Origin of the sequence: Chitinibacter sp. ZOR0017 (genome assembly GCF_000799095.1) — a bacterium.
GTDB lineage: Bacteria > Pseudomonadota > Gammaproteobacteria > Burkholderiales > Chitinibacteraceae > Chitinibacter > Chitinibacter tainanensis.
The window spans coordinates 12855-32040 of sequence record NZ_JTLG01000010.1; the positions used below are offsets into that span (position 1 = coordinate 12855).

Below are 19186 nucleotides of genomic sequence, written 5' to 3' on the forward strand. Positions count from 1 at the left end.
TTCATACACCCCACACTACTTTAACCATGTAAACGAGACTACCGGCCAGCCACAGCAACGTCAGTACGTGCATGGTCAGGCGCAAGCCCACCGGCTTGATGTAATCCATCCAGATATCGCGCACACCAACCCAGGCATGCCACAGCAAGGCAAACAGGGTAACGGTGGTCACCACTTTCACCCAGGTACAGGCGAACAGGGCTTGCCAGGCTTCGAACGACGCGCCATTAGCCAACAAAATAAAAGCCAGCACACCGATGGTGTAAGCCAGCATAATCACGGCGGTAACACGTTGCACCAGCCAATCGCGCAAACCGTAGTGCGCGCCAACTACATGACGATTTACCATGTCAGCACCCCAATAATCACGGTCAGTGTCAGGCTCACCACCAGAACCAGCTTCGCGCTCAGGCGAGCGGTTGGCAGATCGGTGCCTTTGTGAATATCCAGCAGCAGAAAACGGAAACCCGCACAGGCGTGGTGCAGATAAGCCCAGAGCACCGCCAAGAGGAACAACTTAACCAGCGGATGGGCAATACAGGCCTTGAATGCCTCAAAGCGCTCAGCTGATGACAGTGAACCTTCCAGTGCATAGAGCATGAAAGGGATGGCTGCGAACATCAGCGCGCCGCTGACGCGGTGCAGAATGGACACAATCCCCGGCAATGGCAAACGGATCTGCCACAGCGCGAGGTGCTTGGGGCGTGCTTTTTGCATACGCTCTATTCCTCTGTATTGACCAAACAAAAAGAAACTACTGCACTACTGATTTCCTGACGCACATCAATGCCCCAGCAAAAACAATCCTTCACACTACATACTGCACAGTCTGCGCCTACTCATCCTCGGCAGGCGAAAAAGCCAGCTCTTCGGTCTTAAGCCAAGCCACACTCCAGACTTGCGGCTTACCGGCATAATCTGTGGCCAGCCGCACCAGCTGCAGCAGCGGCTCATTCACATCCACTTGCAACAAGCGCGCTTCGGCTGAGCCCGCACTCACCGCCCGGTAGCGGGTTTGCCCATCCAAGAGCCGCACACCAAAATCCCGCCAGCACAACTCGCGCAAATTGCCTTTCAGCTCGCGAATCCGGCGCATTTCTAACTGCGGAAAATTCGCCTCTGGCAGCAGCAATTCTTCCAAACCAATCACTTGCCCGGCCACACGCAACAAACGCCGCACTTGCCACAGCGCCGCCCCGCGGCGCAGGCCTAGAATCTCGGCCAATTGCTCGCCGGCATGAATGCGCACACAACCCAGCAATTCAATCTTTGGTGATTCACCACGCGGATCGCTCAGCAAGGCAAAGCGGCCACGCATTAAAAAATCGCTCATTCCAGCGACGAAAGTCCCAACACCTTGGCGGCGGTACAATACGCCCTCAGCCACCAACTGATCGAGCGCCTTGCGCACGGTGCCTTGGCTTACCCCGAAACGCTGCCCCAGCTCCACTTCGCTGGGCAGACTTTCGTCTTCCTGCCATTCGCCAGCCTCGACCGCGCTCATTACTTCGCGGATGACTTGCTTATACAAAGGCTGTGCTGCCAACTTTTTCATCGCACTCACTTTTTATCATGTTGTCAGCACGGAGTCTACTACAGTCTTATATAAGACAAAAGATACAATACATTTTCGCCAGTAAAACCGCCGAACTTTTCCCAAAAAAGCAACAGCGTGCTACACTTTGGCTTGCTATACATCAAAGCTATTCAGCTTGAGTTGTGTAACTGAACACGCACAAAAAACATGTCTTGTTGTTGTTGGCGAGTACCTCGCCACTACTCGGAGTCGCACTAAATGTCTCAATTGAAAAAACCTGTACGCGTAGCCGTCACTGGTGCTGCTGGTCAGATTGGTTACAGCCTGTTGTTCCGCATTGCCTCAGGCGCAATGTTGGGTCCGGATCAGCCAGTGATCCTGCAACTGCTGGACATCACCCCTTCATTGCCAGCCCTGAACGGCGTAGTGATGGAACTGGATGACTGCGCATTCCCATTGCTGCAAGGCATCATCCAGAGCGACGATCCAGAAGTGGCGTTCAAAGATGCGGACATCGCCCTCTTGGTAGGCGCACGTCCACGCGGCCCAGGCATGGAGCGTAAAGACCTGCTCGAAGCCAACGGCGCGATCTTCACGACCCAAGGGAAAGCACTGAATAAAGTGGCTAGCCGTGACGTTAAAGTATTGGTAGTTGGCAACCCAGCCAACACCAACGCCTACATCGCGATGAAAAATGCACCGGATCTGAATCCAGCCAACTTCACCGCCATGATGCGTCTGGACCACAACCGCGCACTGACGCAAATCGCACAGAAAACCGGCTCTGCCGTGACTGATGTGAAGAAAATGATCATCTGGGGTAACCACTCAGCAACGCAGTACCCAGATCTGTTCCACGCGGAAGTGAAAGGCCAGAACGCAGCCAACCTGATCAACGATCAGAAATGGTTGGAATCTGAGTTCATCCCAACCGTACAACAACGTGGCGCAGCGATCATCAAGGCACGCGGTTTGTCATCGGCGGCTTCAGCTGCGAATGCGGCCATCGACCACATCCGCAACTGGGTGCTGGGCACACCAGAAGGCGATTGGGTCACCATGGGCGTACCGGCCAACGGCGAATACGGCTACGAAGACCTGATCTACGGCTACCCAGTGACTTGTAAAGATGGCCAATACACCATCATCCAAGGTCTGGAAATCAGCGAATTCAGCCGCGCGCGCATGGATGCGACCGCGAAAGAATTGTCTGAAGAGCGCGATGCAGTGAAACACCTGCTCGGCTAAGCGGCCATAGTCCGTGCAAAAAGCCCATCTCAGGATGGGCTTTTTTTACGTCAATTCAACTAAATACCCTGACGGGTATTGACCTGAAATCAATTATCAACAATACCTACAAAGCCATACCCAATAAAAAAGCCACCAAGCGGTGGCTTTTTCTGGCAAGCAGTCTGAGTTTATTCGCCCAGATACGCCTGCTGCACTTTTTCATTCGCCAGCAAAGCAGCAGCATCATCGCTGTAGGTAATACGGCCTGATTCCATCACATAACCGCGGTTGGCGGTTTGCAAAGCGAGCTTGGCATTTTGCTCCACCAGCAGCATGGTCACCCCTTCGGCGGCGATCATTTTGATGATCTCGAAAATCTTCTGCACGATAATCGGCGCCAAACCCATCGATGGCTCATCCAGCAGCAGCAATTTAGGCCGGCTCAGCATCGCCCGGCCAATTGCCACCATCTGCTGCTCGCCACCGGACAAAGTACCGGCTAGCTGCTTTTGCCGCTCTTTCAAGCGCGGGAATAGATAGTAAACCCGCTCCAGATCATGGGCGATTTCGGCTTTATCATTGCGGCTGTAGGCCCCCATTTGCAGATTTTCTTCTACCGTCAGGCGGCTAAAAATCCCCCGCCCTTCCGGCACCATCACCAGACCATTGCTCACATATTCGTGCGGCGCCAGCTTGCTGGTAGATTGACCATCAAACAGGATATCGCCGCCAGCAGGCTTCACCATGCCCATCAGGGTTTTCAGCGTGGTGGTTTTACCCGCGCCATTGGCCCCGATCAGCGCCACCAATTCGCCCTGCTTCACTTCCAGATTAATGCCTTTCACGGCATGAATACCGCCATAGGCTACTTTCAGATCATTGACTTGCAGTAAGGTACTCATTCGGGCGCCACTCCCAGGTAGGCTTCGATCACACGCGGATTGCTTTTCACTTCTTCAGGTACGCCTTCGGCAATTTTCTTGCCGTAATCGAGCACCGCAATCCGGTCACACAAGCCCATCATCAGTTTCACATCATGTTCGATCAGCAAGATGGTCACGCCGTCGGCGCGGATTTTTTCCATCAGCTTTTTCAGATCGTCGGTTTCTTTCGGGTTCATCCCGGCTGCCGGCTCATCCAGCGCCAGCAAGGTGGGATTGGTCGCCAGCGCGCGGGCGATTTCCAAGCGGCGCTGATCACCATACGACAGATTCCGCGCCAGCTCTTGCGCACGATCAGCAATGCCCACATAGGCCAGCAGGGCTTCGGCCTTGGCCGTGATAGCGGCTTCTTCCGCCTTGGCTTTCGGGGTGCGCAAAATCGCCCCAAACACGCCCGTCACCGAGCGCACGTGCTGGCCAACCATCACGTTTTCCAGCGCGCTCATATTGGCGAACAGGCGGATATTCTGGAAGGTACGGGCAATGCCCGCCTCCACTACCACATTAGGTTTTTTGCGAAATAGATCTTTGCCATTGAAGGTAAATTCACCTTCATCCGGCTGATACAGACCCGTTAGCACATTAAACAGCGTGGTTTTGCCGGCGCCATTCGGGCCAATCAGGCCGTAAATTTCGCCCTGCTTGATCGTCAGACCTACATCGCTCAACGCATGCAGACCACCAAAGCGTTTATTGATGCCGCTAATTTTCAGTAATACATCAGTCATGGTTGCGCTCCGCGTCTTGCAGGCTGTCTTTTTCTTGCAAAGCAATCTCTTTGGTTTTCGGGTGCAGCTCGGCACGGCGGCGCTTCGATGGCCATAAGCCTTCTGGGCGTACCAGCATGATGATGATCATGGCCAGACCAAATACCAGCATCCGCAGATTTTCTGGATCAACCACGCGCTTACCCGCGATCGCCATTTGCAGCGGGTTGATGATGTCGCGCAACAGCTCCGGCGTAATCGACACAATAATCGCGCCCAAAATCACCCCCGGGATATTGCCCATACCGCCCAGCACCACCATACACAGCACCATCACGGATTCCATCAGCACAAAGGATTCAGGCGACACAAAGCCCTGAAAGCTGGCAAACAGCGCACCAGATACCCCACCAAAGCTCGCCCCCATGGCAAAGGCCAGCAGTTTCACATTGCGCGTGTTAATCCCCATCGCATTGGCGGCAATTTCGTCTTCGCGAATCGCCACCCAGGCGCGACCAATCCGCGAATTTTGCAGTCGCATCGACACAAAAATAATCAGCGCGCAAAAAGCCAGGATCAGATAGTAGTAGAGATGGATTTTCTCGAACGTCAGCCCCAGAAACTCAATCGGGCGGCCAAAATCATAGCCGGCGATCTGCACCGCATCGATATGGTTAATCCCCTGCGGGCCATTGGTGATGTTCACCGGGCGATCCAGATTATTCATAAAGATCCGGATAATTTCGCCAAAGCCCAGCGTCACAATCGCCAGATAGTCACCACGCAGTTTCAGCGTCGGCGAACCCAGCAAGACCCCAAACACCCCGGCCACAATCGCCGCCAGCACCATCATCACCAAAAATGGCGGATGGCTAAGCCAAGCGGGCAAAACTTCGGCCAGATGCGGCGAATTGAGCAAGGCATACAGATAAGCGCCCACCGCGTAAAACGCGATATAGCCCAGATCAAGCAAGCCGGCGTACCCAACCACGATATTCAGGCCCAAGGCCAGCAGGATATAGAGCAAGGCAAAGTCGACCGCGCGCAGCCAGGAATTGCCATTTTCAAAGAAACCGCCCAAGACCCAAGGCAGCACCATCACAAAGGTGGCGAAGATCGCCAGCAACAGCGGATTTTTTTTCATGGTTTCGTGCATGACAGTCTCCTTAGGCGCGCTCAGCCACACGCTCGCCCATCAAACCAGATGGACGGAACACCAGCACAATAATCAGCACCACAAAGGCAAAGATGTCTTTGTAATGACTCCCCAATACCCCGCCAGTCAGGTCACCGAGATAACCCGAGCCCAAGCTTTCGATGATGCCCAGCAAGATCCCGCCCAAAACGGCGCCGCCGATATTGCCAATGCCGCCCAAAACCGCGGCAGTAAAGGCTTTCAGACCGATCATAAAGCCCATATAGGCATGTGCCTGATCGTAGTTGGCCGCTACCATCACGCCCGCAACGGCGCCCAGCGCCGAGCCGATGATAAAGGTCATGGAAATGATGTGATTGACATTCACGCCCATCAGTTTGGCGACTTCTGGGTTTTGCGAGGTGGCACGCATGGCGCGGCCCAGCTTGGTTTTTTCAATAAGGTAGAACAGCCCGCCCATCAAGAGCAGCGCCAGTACGATGATGGCGATTTGCAGATCGGTAATCGCCGCGCCACCAATAATATGTACTTCGGTCGGCAAGATGGATGGGAAAGGTCGGTAGTTACGGCCCCAGATCAGCATCGCCACTTGCTGCAGCACGATCGATACCCCAATCGCGGTAATCAGCGGCGCCAAGCGCGGCGCTTTGCGCAGCGGCTGATAGGCCACTTTCTCGATGGCAAAGCCTAAGAACATCGACACTGGTATCGCCATTAACAGGCCCACCAGCAGCAACACCGGGCCAGGCATTTGCACGCCCATACCCAAGAGCAGATTGATACAGGTAATAGTCACCATCGCGCCGATCATCACAATTTCGCCGTGGGCGAAATTGATCAGCTGCATGATGCCGTACACCATCGTGTAGCCCAGCGCGATCAGCGCATAAATGCTGCCGACCACCAGGCCATTGATAAGTTGTTGCAAAAAGATGTCCACGCTCGCCACCCTTATTCAGGTTTCTAGGTACGATTCGGTGCCTGTGGCCCGACCGTTTTATACCCAATCCAAACAGATTGGGGTAAATATTACCGTTACAGTTCGGTATCGCGACAAAATACCTGTTTGCTGTTGCGTGGAATACTGCGTTTTTCCCTGATTAGGATTAGCCCTAATGGTAAAAAACATTAGCCACGCTCATCTCACGCCTCATCTTGCATCACCAGGCGCTCGCCGCCCTGCACGCAGGCTAGCTGTTCGAAGATAAACGCAGCCACCTGACGAGGCGCCCGTAGCTCGCCCGCGGCATAGCGGGCCTGAAAACGTGGCAACTCGGCAAACTGGGCGGAATCGGCCGCGCGGATGCTGGCCTGCATCGCGGTATCCATCACGCCGGGGTCGATGCTCACTACCCGAATCGGCTGCAGCTGACTCGCCTGCTCCAGCACCAGCACGCGCAAATAATGCTCTAACCCTGCCTTGCTAGCGCAATACAGGCTCCAGCCGGCAATCGGCCGCAACGCTGCACCCGATGAAATCTGTGCCACCACTTTACGCGCCGGATGGGTAGCAAATAGCCGCACAAAATGCTCGATCAGGCGAATGGCATTCACCAGATTGCAAGTTAACGCTGCCAGCAGCTCACCCTCCGCCATCTGCCCCACGCCGGCAATCGGCAAAATGCTGGCAGCACTATTGATCAGGATGATTTCCTGCCACGGTTGCGTAGCCAGCTGGTTAAGTTCATGGGTATAGCTCGCCAAGTCTTGCTGTGAAATATCCAGATCAACATGCCCCACCCCAGTACCTGAGCGAGAAAACTCAATCACCTGCCAGCCCGCCGCCGTATAGGCCTGCACTAGCGCCAAGCCCAGCCCTTGCGAGCCACCCACAATCAAAACCAGCCGCATCCTGCTTTACCTCGCGTGTTTAATTAGCTTTATTACCAAAATCACGGCATAAAAAAACCCGCCCAAGGGCGGGTCAGGCTGCTGACAAAGTGGAAGAACAATCTGCTTCAAGTCTCGGCCAAGCCGAGCCTAGAAATAAGGGCTTGAATCTGCAGCCTTGATGTTCTATTCCCACCCCTCCCGTCCCCTCATTGAGCGGAGGCTCGCTACGCGAGTGGGGTTTGTCAGCTGCCTACCCCGCCCAAGGGCGGGATTGAACAGCGACTAGCGCTTAGCCAACCAGCTTGGCAATGGCAGCTTCAAAGCGGCTGAGTGCTGTGGCGATTTCTTCGTCGCTAATCACCAGCGAAGGCGCAAACCGCACCACATTCGGGCCAGCCATCAACACCATCAGGCCTTCTTTCACGGCGGCGTTCAAGACCTCTTTGGCGCGGTCTTTGTAGCCATCGGCCAACACGCACCCCAGCAAGAGCCCCATGCCGCGTACTTCCTTAAACAGCGGATATTTGGCGTTGATGGCTTCTACACCGGCTTTCAGCTGCTGGTGTTTGGTCTTCACGCCTTCCAGCACCGCGGGCGTATTGATTTCGGCCAACACGGCGCCAGCTACGGCGCAAGCCAGTGGGTTACCGCCATAGGTGGTGCCATGCGTGCCTGCCACCAGATGTTTGGCAATGTCGGCCGTAGTGAGCATCGCGCCAATCGGGAAACCGCCACCCAGACTCTTGGCGCTTGACAGAATATCCGGCACCACGCCGTATTCTTGATAGGCAAACAGCGAACCGGTGCGGCCCATGCCGGATTGCACTTCATCAAAAATCAGGAAGGCATTGTGCTGATTACACAGCTCGCGCACGCCTTGCAGGAAAGCCGGATCAGCCGGCAACACGCCGCCCTCGCCTTGAATCGGCTCCAGAATCACGCAAGCAGTGTCATCATCGATCAGCGCTTTGACGCTATCGAGATTGTTGTATTCAAAGTAGGCAATGCCTTCGGGTTTCGGGCCGAAACCATCGGAATACTTCGGCTGGCCACCCACGGTTACGGTGAAGAATGTGCGGCCGTGAAAACTATTGAGTGCCGACAGCACTTTATGTTTTTTCTCGCCAAAGCGCTCAATTGCCGCGCGCCGCGCCAGTTTCAGCGCCGCTTCATTGGCTTCAGCGCCCGAGTTACAGAAGAACACTTTTTCGGCAAAGGTGCTGGCCACCAATTGCTGCGCCAGCGCCAGCGCCGGCTCATTGGTGTACACGTTCGAGACGTGCCACAGCTTATTCGCCTGTTCGGTCAGCGCCTTAACCAGCACCGGATGGCAATGGCCAAGTGAATTCACAGCAATGCCGCCGGCCAGATCAAGATACTCGCGGCCAGCCTGATCCCACACGCGCGAACCAGCACCACGCACGGGCACAAATTCGGCAGGGGCGTAGTTGGGGACCATGTATTGGTCAAAATCGGAGCGGGACAGCGACATAATCAAGTTTCCTTTTCGAACGACGGTTGAACAGCATGCCGACACATGTTAACAGCATCAGGCAAAACACAAAGCGCTTTAGCTGCGCGTGGTGGTGAACTTACTGTTCACCCATAAAAACAATCATGGTGCAGATCGTGCGGCAAATAACCGCAATCTGCGGCCAGCTTACCACCCAGCCTGGCGGATTGAACACGGGCAAAGCGTGGCATTCGCGCTGTAATTCAGCTCGTGAGCACCACCAATACAACCATAGGTATATCACCGCACGCAATGAATCAATTAGCTTATCAAGCAATACCCTAGCCTATTCGCGCGGCGACACATCACGCACCTGCTGTTGGGCGGCGTCGCGTTCGGCCAGGAGCTCACGTTGTGAGCGCTGCCACGGCTTAGTCCCAGCCGGCGGTATTTTATGTGAGCGGGCCAGTAGCATCAGCAAACCACACAAGATCAGCAAGAGCGGTACCTGCACATTGCGCGCCAGCTGCAAATATTGCTGCGCAAACGTGGTGCCCCCCCCCGGCGATCAGCATCGGCCCCAGCACAATCGACGATTTATTCAGCCCTTCCAGCAGCAGCACGGCCACGCCGGCGGCGATCAGACCAAGGATGATGATCCAGCTCACGCTGGGCAGCACATCCAGCCGATGCAACAACCACCCCGCACCAATCACAATCAGCGCCAGCGGCCACAGAATACTGCCTGGTTTACCTTGTGCCATACCTACCCCCGCCCGTAGTTGTCCGCTACATAATCCAGTGAATCAGCTTCATCACCATACCCATAAATGGCGCCAGAATGGTGCCCAACAGGCCGGTAATCAATAAGCCGAGCAAAATGAAAAAGCCGTACGGCTCGATGCGCGCCACCAATTGCGCTTGCGCCGGCGGCAAGATCGACACCAGAATGCGTCCACCATCCAGCGGTGGCAGCGGCAAGAGATTGAGCACCATCAGAATCACATTGATCTGGATCCCGGCTTGGGCCATCAGCACCAGCGGCAGCTGAAAGCTATTGCCCTGCAAAAACTCCAGCCCGAAGCGGTAAAGCAGCGCCCAGCCAATTGCCATGCCCAAATTGGCCAACGGGCCAGCCGCCGCTACCCAGCGCATATCGTGCTTGGGATTGCGCAAAGCGCCAAAATTCACCGGCACCGGCTTGGCGTAGCCAAACAGAAAGCCGCCGGGCAGCAATAAGCACAGCAGTGGCAAGGCCACGGTGCCGATCGGATCGATGTGTTTCATGGGGTTCAACGTCATCCGCCCCATTAAAAACGCGGTCGGGTCGCCAAAGCGTTTGGCCGCGTAGGCGTGCGCGGCTTCATGTACGGTGATGGCAAACAGCACCGGCAAGGCCCAGATGGCAATATTCTGGATCAGATTGAGTTCCATACACTTCCCTTGCTTGAGGGTATATCGTTGGGCAGCCTATTTTACGGCCTGCTCAGCCTATACCCTAGGTCAGTATTTACACCACTTACAGCCCAAACGGGCTGAGCGGGCCTTTGCCTTCGCGTAGCACATGCGGATAGTCGTCAGATAAATCCACCACCGTGGTCGGCTCGGTGCCGCAATAGCCACCCTCGATCACCAGATCAACCGCGTGCTCCAGCTGCTCGCGAATCTCCCAGGCATCGGTCAGCGGGTATTCTTCGCCCGGCAGCATCAGCGTGGTGGAAAGCATGGGCTCGCCCAGCTCGGCCAGTAAAGCCAGCGCAATCGGATGATCAGGCACGCGCAGGCCCACCGTTTGCTTTTTCGGATGCCAGACGCGGCGCGGCACTTCTTTGGTCGCCTGCAAAATAAAGGTGTAGCTACCCGGCGTAGCGGCTTTAAGCATGCGGAAAGTGCGGTTATCCACTTTGGCGTAGCTGCCCAGCTGCGATAAATCGCTACAGGCCAGTGTGAAGTGATGTTTGTCATCCAGCTGGCGGATTTTACGGATGCGCTCCAGGCCGTCTTTATTATCCAGCGCACAGCCAAAGGCATAGCACGAGTCGGTGGGATAAACGATCAGCTTGCCGGCGCGCAGCATTTCCACCGCCTGCTTAATCAGGCGTGGCTGCGGATTTTCGGCGTGAATCGAGAAAAATTGTGACATGGTTATTCCAGTTTCAGTGGGGGCGCGGCAGCGGCCCTAGCGTCGGCGCCCAGCGTGTCCACACCGGCTCGCAGCCTTCGGGCAAATCGGCATTCAAGCCCGGCTCGCGCGCGCCTTCGCCCGTGGCGTGATAATCGGTGCCGCTGGAGCACAGATAGCCAAATTCCTTGGCCAGATTTTTAAAGCGATGCACATCGGCATGGCCGTGGCTGCCAGACACCACTTCCAGCGCCTCGCCGCCTTGGCGCTTAAATTCGGTCAGCAGCACGCGCATGGTTTCATTGCCCATTTCGTAGCGGCCCGGATGCGCCAGCACCGCCACTCCGCCCGCTCCACGAATCCACTCCACCGCCTCATGCAGGCGCGCCCATTCATGCTCCACAAAGCCGGGTTTGCCACGCACCATAAATTGCTTAAACACCGCCTTCATGTCTTTGCAGCGGCCAATTTCAATCAGATAGCGGGCAAAATGTGAGCGGCTGATCATTTCCGGATTATCGGCATATTTGCGCGCGCCTTCCAAAATGCCGGTCAGGCCCAGTTTTTCTAGGCCCGCCGCCATCCGCTCGGCCCGTTCGGCCCGCCCCGAGCGCACTTGCGCCAAGCCGGCCAGCAAGGTTGGATCATCGGCGGCAAAACCCAGCCCCACCACATGCAGCGTATGCTTACCCCAGCTGACCGAGATTTCCACACCATTGACAAAGCCCATCCCCAGCTCATCGGCAGTGGCTTTCGCCAGCGCCAAGCCACGGGTATCGTCGTGATCGGTCAGGGCAAATAATTGGCAACCGCGCGCATGGGCGCGGCGCACTACTTCATCGGGCGGCAAGATGCCATCCGAGATATTGGAATGGCAATGCAAATCAACCGGCGTGGTCATCGGGTTTAGCCTCATTAGCAGCCGGTGGCCGGCGATCAAAAATCAGCTTCATCACCAGCACGGCGCCAGCCAGAATCAAAGTGATGGTATTGGCCAGATACACAGGCGCCGAGCCAACTAGCAGCCCATACCCCAGCCATAGCGCCACGCCGCTGACAAAAATGCAGTACATCCCCAGGCTAATGTCTTTGGCCGAGCGGCTTTTCCACACTTGCCAAACCTGCGGCACAAAAGAGATGGTGGTGAGCGTACCGGCCAGTAAACCCAAACCTTCGATCAGCGCGGGGCTCATGCCGGAAACACCCCGGTCGAGAGATAACGATCACCGCGATCGCAAACAATACTGACGATCACTGCGTTTTCCACGGTGGCGGAGAGCCGCAGGGCGGCCGCCAAAGCGCCCCCTGAGGAAATCCCGGCGAAAATGCCTTCTTCGCGTGCTAGGCGGCGGGTCATGGCTTCGGCCTCGGCTTGCTCGACTTCCAGCACCTGATCAATCAGCGAAAAATCGCAGATCTTCGGTACATAGTCGGCCGGCCATTTACGGATACCCGGAATTTGCGCGCCATCGCACGGCTGTACGCCCACAATCTGGATCGCCGGGTTTTGTTCTTTCAGATAACGCCGCGTGCCCATGATGGTGCCGGTGGTGCCCATACTGGAAACAAAGTGCGTCACCATGCCGGCGGTATCGCGCCAGATTTCCGGGCCAGTGGTTTCGTAATGCGCCAGTGGATTATCTGGGTTGGCAAATTGATCGAGCAACAGCCCTTGTCCGGCTGCCACCATGGCCTCGGCCTGATCGCGGGCGGCTTCCATTCCCTCGGTCAGGATTACCTCCGCGCCGTAGGCTTTCATGGTTTGTATCCGCTCGATGCTGGAATTTTTCGGCAACAGCAGCACCATGCGGTAGCCCATCATCGCCGCCGCCATCGCCAGCGCGATGCCGGTATTGCCGCTGGTGGCTTCGATCAGCGTGTCGCCAGGCTGAATATCGCCGCGCGCCTCGGCATGGCGGATCATCGACAGCGCGGGCCGGTCTTTCACCGAGCCGGCCGGATTATTGCCTTCGAGCTTGACCAGGATGGTATTGCTGGTATTGCCCGGCAGGCGTTTGAGTTTTACCAGCGGGGTGTTCCCGACGAAATCTTCCAGATATTTAAACATGCAAGCGTCTACTCCATAGCTGGCATGATTATACGCAAGCTAGGGGATACGCGATGATGAGGATGATTATTTATTCCGCAACAGCCGCGCCACCGCCAACACGACACCCATCAACTTGGCCCCACGCCCCAGTGCCGACCATAGCGGACGCTGGCGCCCCCAGTGCGCAAGGCCACGCAGCAGCAGAGACCACAGCTGGCCATTGCCTGCGGCCGAACGCAACAACTCAGCCGGCTGCGCCTGCGCGCGGAGCTGGGTTTGCAGCTGCAAACGATGTAACTGCGCTTGATAACACAGATGCAGTTTTTGCTGTTCGCGTAGCCTGTTACTCATCAGCGGCCTCCGCAGGCGGACGGTTAAACAGCTGCGCCAACAGCTGTTTATCTTGGGCAAACTCGGCCGTAGTTAAGGGAAACGGCTGACTCGCCTCAGCTTGCAAGCGGCGCAGCCACAGCCAAGCTACCAGGCCCAACCCCAGAAACAGCACAGCAAAGATGGCCGAAATCACGATTCGATAAGACCAAAAACCAAACAACAGCAGCAGGCCAAAGAAACACAAACCCAGCAAGAGCGCCAGGGCGGCCGCGATGGCCAGCCCCACCATCAGCGCAACCCGATCAAGCTCATCACGCAATTCCAGCCCCAAAAGACTCAAGCGCGTAGATAAAAGACCGGCTAGGGCTTCGCGTATCATGGCCATGCTGACTCCTGCTTAGCGGCGCGCAACCAGAAAACCGATCAACAAGCCAACCGCCGCACCAATACCCACCGCTTGCCATGGATGCGCATGCACGTATTCATCCGTTTGCTTGGCCGCTTGTTTGGCTTTATCCACCGCCTGGGTTTCTAGCTCGACCAGCCGATGCTTGGCGGTGCGCAGATTGTCGGCAATTTTAGCGTACAGCTGCTTGGCCTCTTCCCCCTGCGCGTTGGCTGCTGCCTCGATCAGCTGCGCGGTTTCGCGCAGCGCGTCTTTGGTTTCATCGATTAATTGCGTTTCATGCTGAGCTGCCATGGTATTGCTCCTCTGGGCTAGACGAAAGTTGTCAGCGACTTGAAATCAAAGCGCCAAACTCATGCTAACAAAGCCCCACGCCCCTGCATAGTCAATATTTGCGCCAGCAAAAACAACAGCCCGCCATGGCGGGCTCAGGCTGCTAACAACGTGGCAAAACAATCTACATCAAGTCTCGGCAAAGCCGAGCCTAGGAAATAAGGCTTTCAATCTGCAGCCTTGATGTTCTGTTCCCACCCCTCCCGTCCCCTCCTTGAGGGGAGCCTCGCTTCGCGAGTGGGGTTGTCATTAATCTGAGCCCGCCAAGGCGGGCTGTTGCATAACATTTCAGCCGTGGGCACATACCCAGCTGACTTTCAATGCGCGGGGCTAAACTTAAAATGTTTTGCAGAAGTCTTTCATATACGCGGTAAATTCGGCGCCCACCTCGTGGTGTTTCAGGCCCAATTCCACTGTCGCTTTCAGGAAGCCAATTTTGCTACCGCAATCGTAACGCGTACCTTCCAGCTTGTGCGCCAGAATGTGCTGCTCTTGCATCAGCGCAAAAATCCCGTCGGTCAGCTGGATTTCGCCACCTTTACCTGGCTGCACATGCTGCAGATGATGGAAAATGCGCGGCGTCAGAATATAACGACCGACTACGGCCAGATTCGATGGCGCTTCTTCTGGTTTTGGTTTTTCCACGATATTGTTCACCCGCAGGCGATTCGCGCTCGGGTTTACTTCTACAATCCCGTAGCTGCCGGTTTCTTCCGGCGCTACTTCTTCCACCCCCAGCACCGAGCAGTGGGTATCGTCGAACAAATCGACCATGCGTTTCATTTCCGAAACGCCATGCCCATCGATCAGGTCATCCGCCAGAATCACGGCAAAAGGCTCATCACCAACGACCGGCTTGGCGCACAATACCGCGTGCCCCAGACCCAGCGCTTCTGGTTGGCGGATATAAATGCAGGTTACAGATTTCGGGATAATGCCGCGCAGCACTTCCAGCAATTTAGTCTTTTGCTTGGCTTCCAGATCGGCTTCAAGTTCACCCGCTTTATCAAAGTGATCTTCGATACTGCGTTTGTGTCGGCCGGTGATGAAAATCATCTCGGTGATCCCGGCCGCGAGGGCTTCTTCCACCGCATATTGAATCAGCGGCTTATCGACCACCGACATCATTTCTTTTGGGCTGGCCTTGGTGGCGGGCAGAAAACGAGTCCCCATCCCGGCAACCGGGAATACGGCTTTACGAATCTTTTGCATGCTGCTTCCTTGCTGTGATTGAAGGTCACCCAGCAAACCCAGGCGCAGGGCCGCGCCCATTACCTGATCGGTTTGCTTGGTATTGAGTTCATCGCCCCATTGCGAGACCGCCGAACGACCGAGCCCAAGGGCTTCGGCCAAACGGATCTGACTACCAAAAAGGCGGAGTGCTTCTGTCTTTCGCATAGCTTGCATGTTCAATTAAATAAACACCCAAGTCAACCCCCTTCACAAAAGATTAATTGTTTAAAAAATTAAACAATTAATCTACCTCACTCCTGCCCACCTCACTCACTCGCCTCAGCCAGCAGTACGCGCAGCGCCGCTTCGTCCAAAATGGCCACTCCTAAGCTCTGGGCCTTTTCCAGCTTGCTGCCGGCGGCTTCCCCAGCCAGCAGATAATCGGTTTTTTTCGACACACTGCCCGATACCTTCGCGCCGGCGGCTTCAAGCAAAGCTTTGGCTTCATCGCGACTCAAGCTGGGCAACGTGCCGGTAATCACCACGGTTTTGCCGGCCAGCGCGCCATCGGCTCGCCGCGCCTCAATCGCCGGCCAATGCAGGCCAACAGCCAGCAACTGCGCCACCACTTCGCGATTATGTGGCTCGGCAAAAAACGCCAGAATCGATTGTGTGACAATCGGGCCAATATCATTGACTGCTTGCAAGGCCTCCGCATCGGCCGCCATCAGTGCATCCAGCGAAGCAAAATGCTGGGCCAGATCTTTGGCCGTAGCTTCGCCCACATTGCGAATACCCAGCGCATAAATCAGTCGCGGCAAGGTGGTGGCTTTGCTGGCTTCGATGGCGTCGAGCAAATTACGCGCTGATTTTTCGGCCATGCGCTCCAGCCCGGCCAACTGCTCAAGGGTTAGCCGATATAGATCGGCTGGGGTTTTAACCAATTCCTGCTCGATCAATTGCTCAATCAGCTTGTCGCCCAAGCCTTCGATATCCAGCATGCGCCGGCCAGCAAAGTGCTTGAGCGCTTCTTTACGCTGCGCCGAACAAAATAGCCCGCCCGTGCAGCGCACCCGTGCTTCGTCTTCTTCGCGGACAGTCTTGCTGCCACACACTGGGCAACTGGGGTACAACTCTAAAATCCGATACGGCGGATATTGCGGCTCGCGCTGCGGGCTAAATAAATCCGCCCCCGGTACGTCCTGCATTGGACGGCGCTCCAGCACCACCGACACCACTTCCGGTATCACATCGCCAGCGCGGCGCACCACCACGGTATCGCCCACCCGCACGTCTTTACGATCGATTTCATCCTGATTGTGCAGCGTGGCATTGGTGACGGTTACCCCGCCGACAAACACCGGTTGTAGTCGCGCCACCGGCGTGAGCGAGCCAGTGCGCCCGACTTGAATATCGATGGCCTCCACGATGGTGAGCGCCTCTTGCGCCGGGTATTTATGCGCCACTGCCCAGCGCGGCTCGCGACTGCGAAACCCCAGTTGCGCTTGGTGGGCGAGCGAATTGACTTTGTACACCACTCCGTCAATTTCAAACGGCAAGTTATCGCGCAGCGCGGCCACGCGGGCATGAAATGCCGCCAGCCCTTCGCCACCCTGCACCACTTCGCGAATCTCACACACAGGGAAGCCAAAGGCTTGCAAAGCATCCAATATACCGGCATGGGTATCCGGCTGTGCCGCCCAACCAACAACCTCGCCAAGCCCATACCCATAGAAAGACAAAGGCCGCTGCGCGGCAATAGCCGGATCAAGCTGCCGCACTGCCCCAGCGGCGGTATTGCGCGGATTAACAAAGGTTTTTTCACCGGCGGCCAATTGCCGCTCATTCAGAAGGGCAAAATCATCGCGGCGCATATACACCTCGCCACGCACTTCCAGTACCGCCGGCGCTTCGCCTCGCAAGCGCAACGGAATCTGACCGATGGTGCGAATATTTTGCGTCACATCTTCGCCAGTGGCCCCGTCACCGCGGGTGGCGGCCTGCACCAACAGACCATGTTCGTAGCGCAGATTAATCGCCAGCCCATCAAATTTAAGCTCGGCGGCATAGGCAATTGCCGGCTCAAGCGGCAATAAATCCAGCTCTTTGCGCACACTGGCATCAAAGGCCAGCGCCCCGGCGGCGGTGACATCGGTTTCAGTGCGGATCGACAACATCGGCACCGCATGCGTCACCGGCGCAAATTCCGGCAAGGGCTTGCCACCCACGCGCAAAGTGGGCGAATCGGGCGTTTGCAACTCAGGGTGCGCCAGCTCTAGCGCTTGCAAGGCCTGAAACAGCCGGTCGTATTCGCTATCGGGCACGCTGGGCGCATCCAGCACATAATATTCATGCGCATATTGATTGAGCTGCGCTCGCAGTTGGGCGGCCTGTGCCTGCACTTCGGAAGTCATTTTTCTGCACCTCAAAACAGCAACGCCGCTCAAGAGCGGCGTTGATCAATTCATCTTTATCGCTAAAAAACTCAGGCAAACAGCCGCAGCGCCACCACCGAGCCGGGCGCAATGCCGCGATCATCCATACTGGCATACAGCTCGGCCAGTTGGCGGCGGATATTGGCAAGGCTTTGTGGATTCAGCACTTTGCCATTGTCATCCACCAGCGGCAGATTCAGCGCTTGCGACAGGCTTTGCGCAAATTCGGTCAGGTAATCAAATACCGCAATCCCGCCCGCAACCCGCGGCACATCAAACAGCAAGCTCAGACCCATTGAAGTAGCCATCAGCGGGGTTTGATCCTGATTGGCGAGCACAAACAGGGTTTTGCCCGAATCGCTACGGTATTGGAAAGTGCCGTCATTAGCGCGCACGAGGCCCGCATTTTCCGCATGAATACGCACTTTTTCCATCGGAATCGGGCGCTGCCCGGCCGGCAAATTCAGCCCGATCAACACATCAACCGATGCACAGAATTCATCCAGATCACGCGCCGCGCCCAGCTTGGCCGAGCGTTGCGGGAAAGTCACAACGGCTTCGTGCTCATCGGCAAATTGCTGCACACCCATGCAGAAGGCATTGAGCGTTTCTTGGGTAATCGGGCCTTGGCGATCGGCCATTTGCAGGCCAGCGCGCAGTTCCAGATAGCGATTACGGCTCGTGCTGGTTACTACTTCCCACTGATCGAGCTGATTTAAGCCAATCACCTGCACGCGTTTATTGGCCGGAAATGGCGGTACTTCGCTCGCGGCAATCGCCGTGCCGGCATGAATCTCGGCAATAAAATCCACCGCCGGATCAATCAGGCTGGTGACCAGCATGCCATCATCGGCTTCGTCCAGCGCGCTTAAATTCAGCACCGGCGCGGCGGCGGGGGCTGTGTAACTTGGGGCAGCAGGGGCGCTGTAGCTCGCAACCACTGGCTGCACCGGCTCTGGGCGGCTGGCAACTAATACCGGCTCAGGGGCAAATTGGCGCTCCTGCGCCTCTTCTACCGGCTGGATAACCGGGGTATAGCCCTCAGGCTTAGCGCGGTATTGCTCTTGCTGCAGATACTGCGGGCGGTATCCGGGTGGCAAATCAGGAATGTCATCCGGCATATCGTCGTCGTAGCGCGCTTTGGCGGGCGCTTCGGTATTGAGCTCAGGCACATCGTATTCGGTGCTTGGCGGCTCAGTCACCGGCTCGGACACTCGCGCAGGCGTATCGAGCACTGGCTCAAGGCGCTGGCTTTCGCCCTGGCGCACGACATTTTTCGGGGTATTGATCAGGACATCATCCTGATTGCGGGCAAATGCTTTGTTGGCCTGCTTTTTGTAGCGATACTCTTGCCACTGGTTATAGGCAAATACTGCGCCAACAAATGCGCCGGCGATGATTAGCGCGCCCAATTGCGTGTCGGTCATCGTGTTATGTCTCAGCTAGCCCGTTTGGGCTTGTTCTTGTTGTATCCTGT

At 56.2% G+C, this 19186-nt stretch carries 22 protein-coding genes; 1 reads left to right on the forward strand and 21 read right to left on the reverse strand.

Annotated elements, in window-relative coordinates:
• Window position 1: 1 nt before the first annotated feature.
• The 3 genes from sdhD to L991_RS02985 form a co-directional block, all read right to left on the reverse strand.
• Window positions 2-349, reverse strand: a complete 348-nt coding sequence (sdhD, locus tag L991_RS02975; protein ID WP_047392090.1) for a succinate dehydrogenase, hydrophobic membrane anchor protein — start codon at window positions 347-349, stop codon at window positions 2-4.
• Window positions 343-717: a succinate dehydrogenase, cytochrome b556 subunit gene (sdhC, locus tag L991_RS02980; protein WP_047392093.1), complete on the reverse strand. Its 375-nt coding sequence runs from the start codon at window positions 715-717 to the stop codon at window positions 343-345. Before sdhC ends, sdhD begins: the two co-directional genes overlap by 7 nt.
• A gap of 118 nt (window positions 718-835) precedes the next feature.
• Window positions 836-1555, reverse strand: a complete 720-nt coding sequence (locus tag L991_RS02985) for a GntR family transcriptional regulator (RefSeq protein WP_047392095.1) — start codon at window positions 1553-1555, stop codon at window positions 836-838.
• 249 nt (window positions 1556-1804) lie between these two features.
• Between L991_RS02985 and L991_RS02990 the strand changes: the two genes are divergently transcribed.
• Window positions 1805-2785, forward strand: a complete 981-nt coding sequence (locus L991_RS02990) for a malate dehydrogenase (RefSeq protein ID WP_047392261.1) — start codon at window positions 1805-1807, stop codon at window positions 2783-2785.
• Between the two features lie 170 nt (window positions 2786-2955).
• On the opposite strand, the gene L991_RS02995 is transcribed toward L991_RS02990, so the two are convergent.
• The 18 genes from L991_RS02995 to L991_RS16270 all read right to left on the reverse strand — a co-directional run bounded on the left by L991_RS02995 (window position 2956) and on the right by L991_RS16270 (window position 19136).
• Window positions 2956-3669, reverse strand: a complete 714-nt coding sequence (locus L991_RS02995; RefSeq protein ID WP_028450895.1) for an ABC transporter ATP-binding protein — start codon at window positions 3667-3669, stop codon at window positions 2956-2958.
• Window positions 3666-4436: an ABC transporter ATP-binding protein gene (locus tag L991_RS03000; protein WP_047392097.1), complete on the reverse strand. Its 771-nt coding sequence runs from the start codon at window positions 4434-4436 to the stop codon at window positions 3666-3668. The genes L991_RS02995 and L991_RS03000 overlap by 4 nt, the downstream gene beginning before the upstream one ends.
• Window positions 4429-5571 (reverse strand): branched-chain amino acid ABC transporter permease, encoded by a 1143-nt coding sequence (locus L991_RS03005; protein ID WP_156128965.1) that lies wholly within the window; start codon window positions 5569-5571, stop codon window positions 4429-4431. The genes L991_RS03000 and L991_RS03005 overlap by 8 nt, the downstream gene beginning before the upstream one ends.
• A gap of 10 nt (window positions 5572-5581) precedes the next feature.
• Window positions 5582-6511, reverse strand: coding sequence for a branched-chain amino acid ABC transporter permease (locus L991_RS03010; RefSeq protein WP_028450898.1), 930 nt, complete (start codon window positions 6509-6511; stop codon window positions 5582-5584).
• 203 nt (window positions 6512-6714) lie between these two features.
• Window positions 6715-7422: an SDR family NAD(P)-dependent oxidoreductase gene (locus tag L991_RS03015; RefSeq protein WP_047392101.1), complete on the reverse strand. Its 708-nt coding sequence runs from the start codon at window positions 7420-7422 to the stop codon at window positions 6715-6717.
• Window positions 7423-7693: 271 nt separating this feature from the next.
• Window positions 7694-8896, reverse strand: a complete 1203-nt coding sequence (locus L991_RS03020; protein ID WP_028450899.1) for an aspartate aminotransferase family protein — start codon at window positions 8894-8896, stop codon at window positions 7694-7696.
• Window positions 8897-9309: 413 nt separating this feature from the next.
• Window positions 9310-9621, reverse strand: a complete 312-nt coding sequence (locus tag L991_RS03025) for a hypothetical protein (RefSeq protein WP_052190538.1) — start codon at window positions 9619-9621, stop codon at window positions 9310-9312.
• Between the two features lie 25 nt (window positions 9622-9646).
• Window positions 9647-10291 (reverse strand): site-2 protease family protein, encoded by a 645-nt coding sequence (locus L991_RS03030; protein ID WP_047392104.1) that lies wholly within the window; start codon window positions 10289-10291, stop codon window positions 9647-9649.
• An 85-nt stretch (window positions 10292-10376) separates the two neighbouring features.
• On the reverse strand, window positions 10377-11000 hold the full coding sequence (locus L991_RS03035; protein WP_028450901.1) for an L-threonylcarbamoyladenylate synthase: 624 nt from the start codon (window positions 10998-11000) through the stop codon (window positions 10377-10379).
• Window positions 11001-11013: 13 nt separating this feature from the next.
• Window positions 11014-11880 (reverse strand): 3',5'-nucleoside bisphosphate phosphatase, encoded by an 867-nt coding sequence (locus tag L991_RS03040; protein ID WP_052190539.1) that lies wholly within the window; start codon window positions 11878-11880, stop codon window positions 11014-11016.
• Window positions 11864-12172, reverse strand: a complete 309-nt coding sequence (locus tag L991_RS03045; protein WP_047392106.1) for a SemiSWEET transporter — start codon at window positions 12170-12172, stop codon at window positions 11864-11866. Before L991_RS03045 ends, L991_RS03040 begins: the two co-directional genes overlap by 17 nt.
• Window positions 12169-13047 (reverse strand): cysteine synthase CysM, encoded by an 879-nt coding sequence (gene cysM / locus L991_RS03050; protein ID WP_047392109.1) that lies wholly within the window; start codon window positions 13045-13047, stop codon window positions 12169-12171. Before cysM ends, L991_RS03045 begins: the two co-directional genes overlap by 4 nt.
• Before the next feature lie 66 nt (window positions 13048-13113).
• Window positions 13114-13380 carry a hypothetical protein gene (locus L991_RS03055; RefSeq protein ID WP_028450903.1) on the reverse strand — a complete coding sequence of 89 codons (267 nt, stop codon included), beginning with the start codon at window positions 13378-13380 and terminating at the stop codon, window positions 13114-13116.
• Window positions 13373-13747, reverse strand: coding sequence for a phage holin family protein (locus L991_RS03060; protein ID WP_047392112.1), 375 nt, complete (start codon window positions 13745-13747; stop codon window positions 13373-13375). Before L991_RS03060 ends, L991_RS03055 begins: the two co-directional genes overlap by 8 nt.
• A 12-nt stretch (window positions 13748-13759) precedes the next feature.
• Window positions 13760-14062, reverse strand: coding sequence for a YqjD family protein (locus L991_RS03065; protein ID WP_047392114.1), 303 nt, complete (start codon window positions 14060-14062; stop codon window positions 13760-13762).
• A 375-nt stretch (window positions 14063-14437) separates the two neighbouring features.
• A complete protein-coding gene (galU, locus tag L991_RS03070; protein WP_028450906.1) occupies window positions 14438-15313 on the reverse strand; it encodes a UTP--glucose-1-phosphate uridylyltransferase GalU in 876 nt (291 codons plus the stop codon).
• A 287-nt stretch (window positions 15314-15600) separates the two neighbouring features.
• Window positions 15601-17688: an NAD-dependent DNA ligase LigA gene (gene ligA / locus L991_RS03075; protein WP_052190540.1), complete on the reverse strand. Its 2088-nt coding sequence runs from the start codon at window positions 17686-17688 to the stop codon at window positions 15601-15603.
• A 71-nt stretch (window positions 17689-17759) separates the two neighbouring features.
• Window positions 17760-19136 carry a cell division protein ZipA C-terminal FtsZ-binding domain-containing protein gene (locus L991_RS16270; RefSeq protein WP_052190541.1) on the reverse strand — a complete coding sequence of 459 codons (1377 nt, stop codon included), beginning with the start codon at window positions 19134-19136 and terminating at the stop codon, window positions 17760-17762.
• Window positions 19137-19186 lie beyond the last annotated feature (50 nt).

Excerpts from the sequence above, each read along its gene's own strand:
- sdhD (WP_047392090.1), bottom strand. The coding sequence starts at position 349 with ATGGTAAATCGTCATGTAGTTGGCGCGCACTACGGTTTGCGCGATTGG.
- sdhC (WP_047392093.1), bottom strand. The coding sequence starts at position 717 with ATGCAAAAAGCACGCCCCAAGCACCTCGCGCTGTGGCAGATCCGTTTG.
- L991_RS02985 (WP_047392095.1), bottom strand. The coding sequence starts at position 1,555 with ATGAAAAAGTTGGCAGCACAGCCTTTGTATAAGCAAGTCATCCGCGAA.
- L991_RS02995 (WP_028450895.1), bottom strand. The coding sequence starts at position 3,669 with ATGAGTACCTTACTGCAAGTCAATGATCTGAAAGTAGCCTATGGCGGT.
- L991_RS03000 (WP_047392097.1), bottom strand. The coding sequence starts at position 4,436 with ATGACTGATGTATTACTGAAAATTAGCGGCATCAATAAACGCTTTGGT.
- L991_RS03005 (WP_156128965.1), bottom strand. The coding sequence starts at position 5,571 with ATGCACGAAACCATGAAAAAAAATCCGCTGTTGCTGGCGATCTTCGCC.
- L991_RS03015 (WP_047392101.1), bottom strand. The coding sequence starts at position 7,422 with ATGCGGCTGGTTTTGATTGTGGGTGGCTCGCAAGGGCTGGGCTTGGCG.
- L991_RS03020 (WP_028450899.1), bottom strand. The coding sequence starts at position 8,896 with ATGTCGCTGTCCCGCTCCGATTTTGACCAATACATGGTCCCCAACTAC.
- L991_RS03025 (WP_052190538.1), bottom strand. The coding sequence starts at position 9,621 with ATGGCACAAGGTAAACCAGGCAGTATTCTGTGGCCGCTGGCGCTGATT.
- L991_RS03030 (WP_047392104.1), bottom strand. The coding sequence starts at position 10,291 with ATGGAACTCAATCTGATCCAGAATATTGCCATCTGGGCCTTGCCGGTG.
- L991_RS03035 (WP_028450901.1), bottom strand. The coding sequence starts at position 11,000 with ATGTCACAATTTTTCTCGATTCACGCCGAAAATCCGCAGCCACGCCTG.
- L991_RS03040 (WP_052190539.1), bottom strand. The coding sequence starts at position 11,880 with ATGACCACGCCGGTTGATTTGCATTGCCATTCCAATATCTCGGATGGC.
- L991_RS03045 (WP_047392106.1), bottom strand. The coding sequence starts at position 12,172 with ATGAGCCCCGCGCTGATCGAAGGTTTGGGTTTACTGGCCGGTACGCTC.
- cysM (WP_047392109.1), bottom strand. The coding sequence starts at position 13,047 with ATGTTTAAATATCTGGAAGATTTCGTCGGGAACACCCCGCTGGTAAAA.
- L991_RS03055 (WP_028450903.1), bottom strand. The coding sequence starts at position 13,380 with ATGAGTAACAGGCTACGCGAACAGCAAAAACTGCATCTGTGTTATCAA.
- L991_RS03060 (WP_047392112.1), bottom strand. The coding sequence starts at position 13,747 with ATGGCCATGATACGCGAAGCCCTAGCCGGTCTTTTATCTACGCGCTTG.
- L991_RS03065 (WP_047392114.1), bottom strand. The coding sequence starts at position 14,062 with ATGGCAGCTCAGCATGAAACGCAATTAATCGATGAAACCAAAGACGCG.
- galU (WP_028450906.1), bottom strand. The coding sequence starts at position 15,313 with ATGCAAAAGATTCGTAAAGCCGTATTCCCGGTTGCCGGGATGGGGACT.
- ligA (WP_052190540.1), bottom strand. The coding sequence starts at position 17,688 with ATGACTTCCGAAGTGCAGGCACAGGCCGCCCAACTGCGAGCGCAGCTC.
- L991_RS16270 (WP_052190541.1), bottom strand. The coding sequence starts at position 19,136 with ATGACCGACACGCAATTGGGCGCGCTAATCATCGCCGGCGCATTTGTT.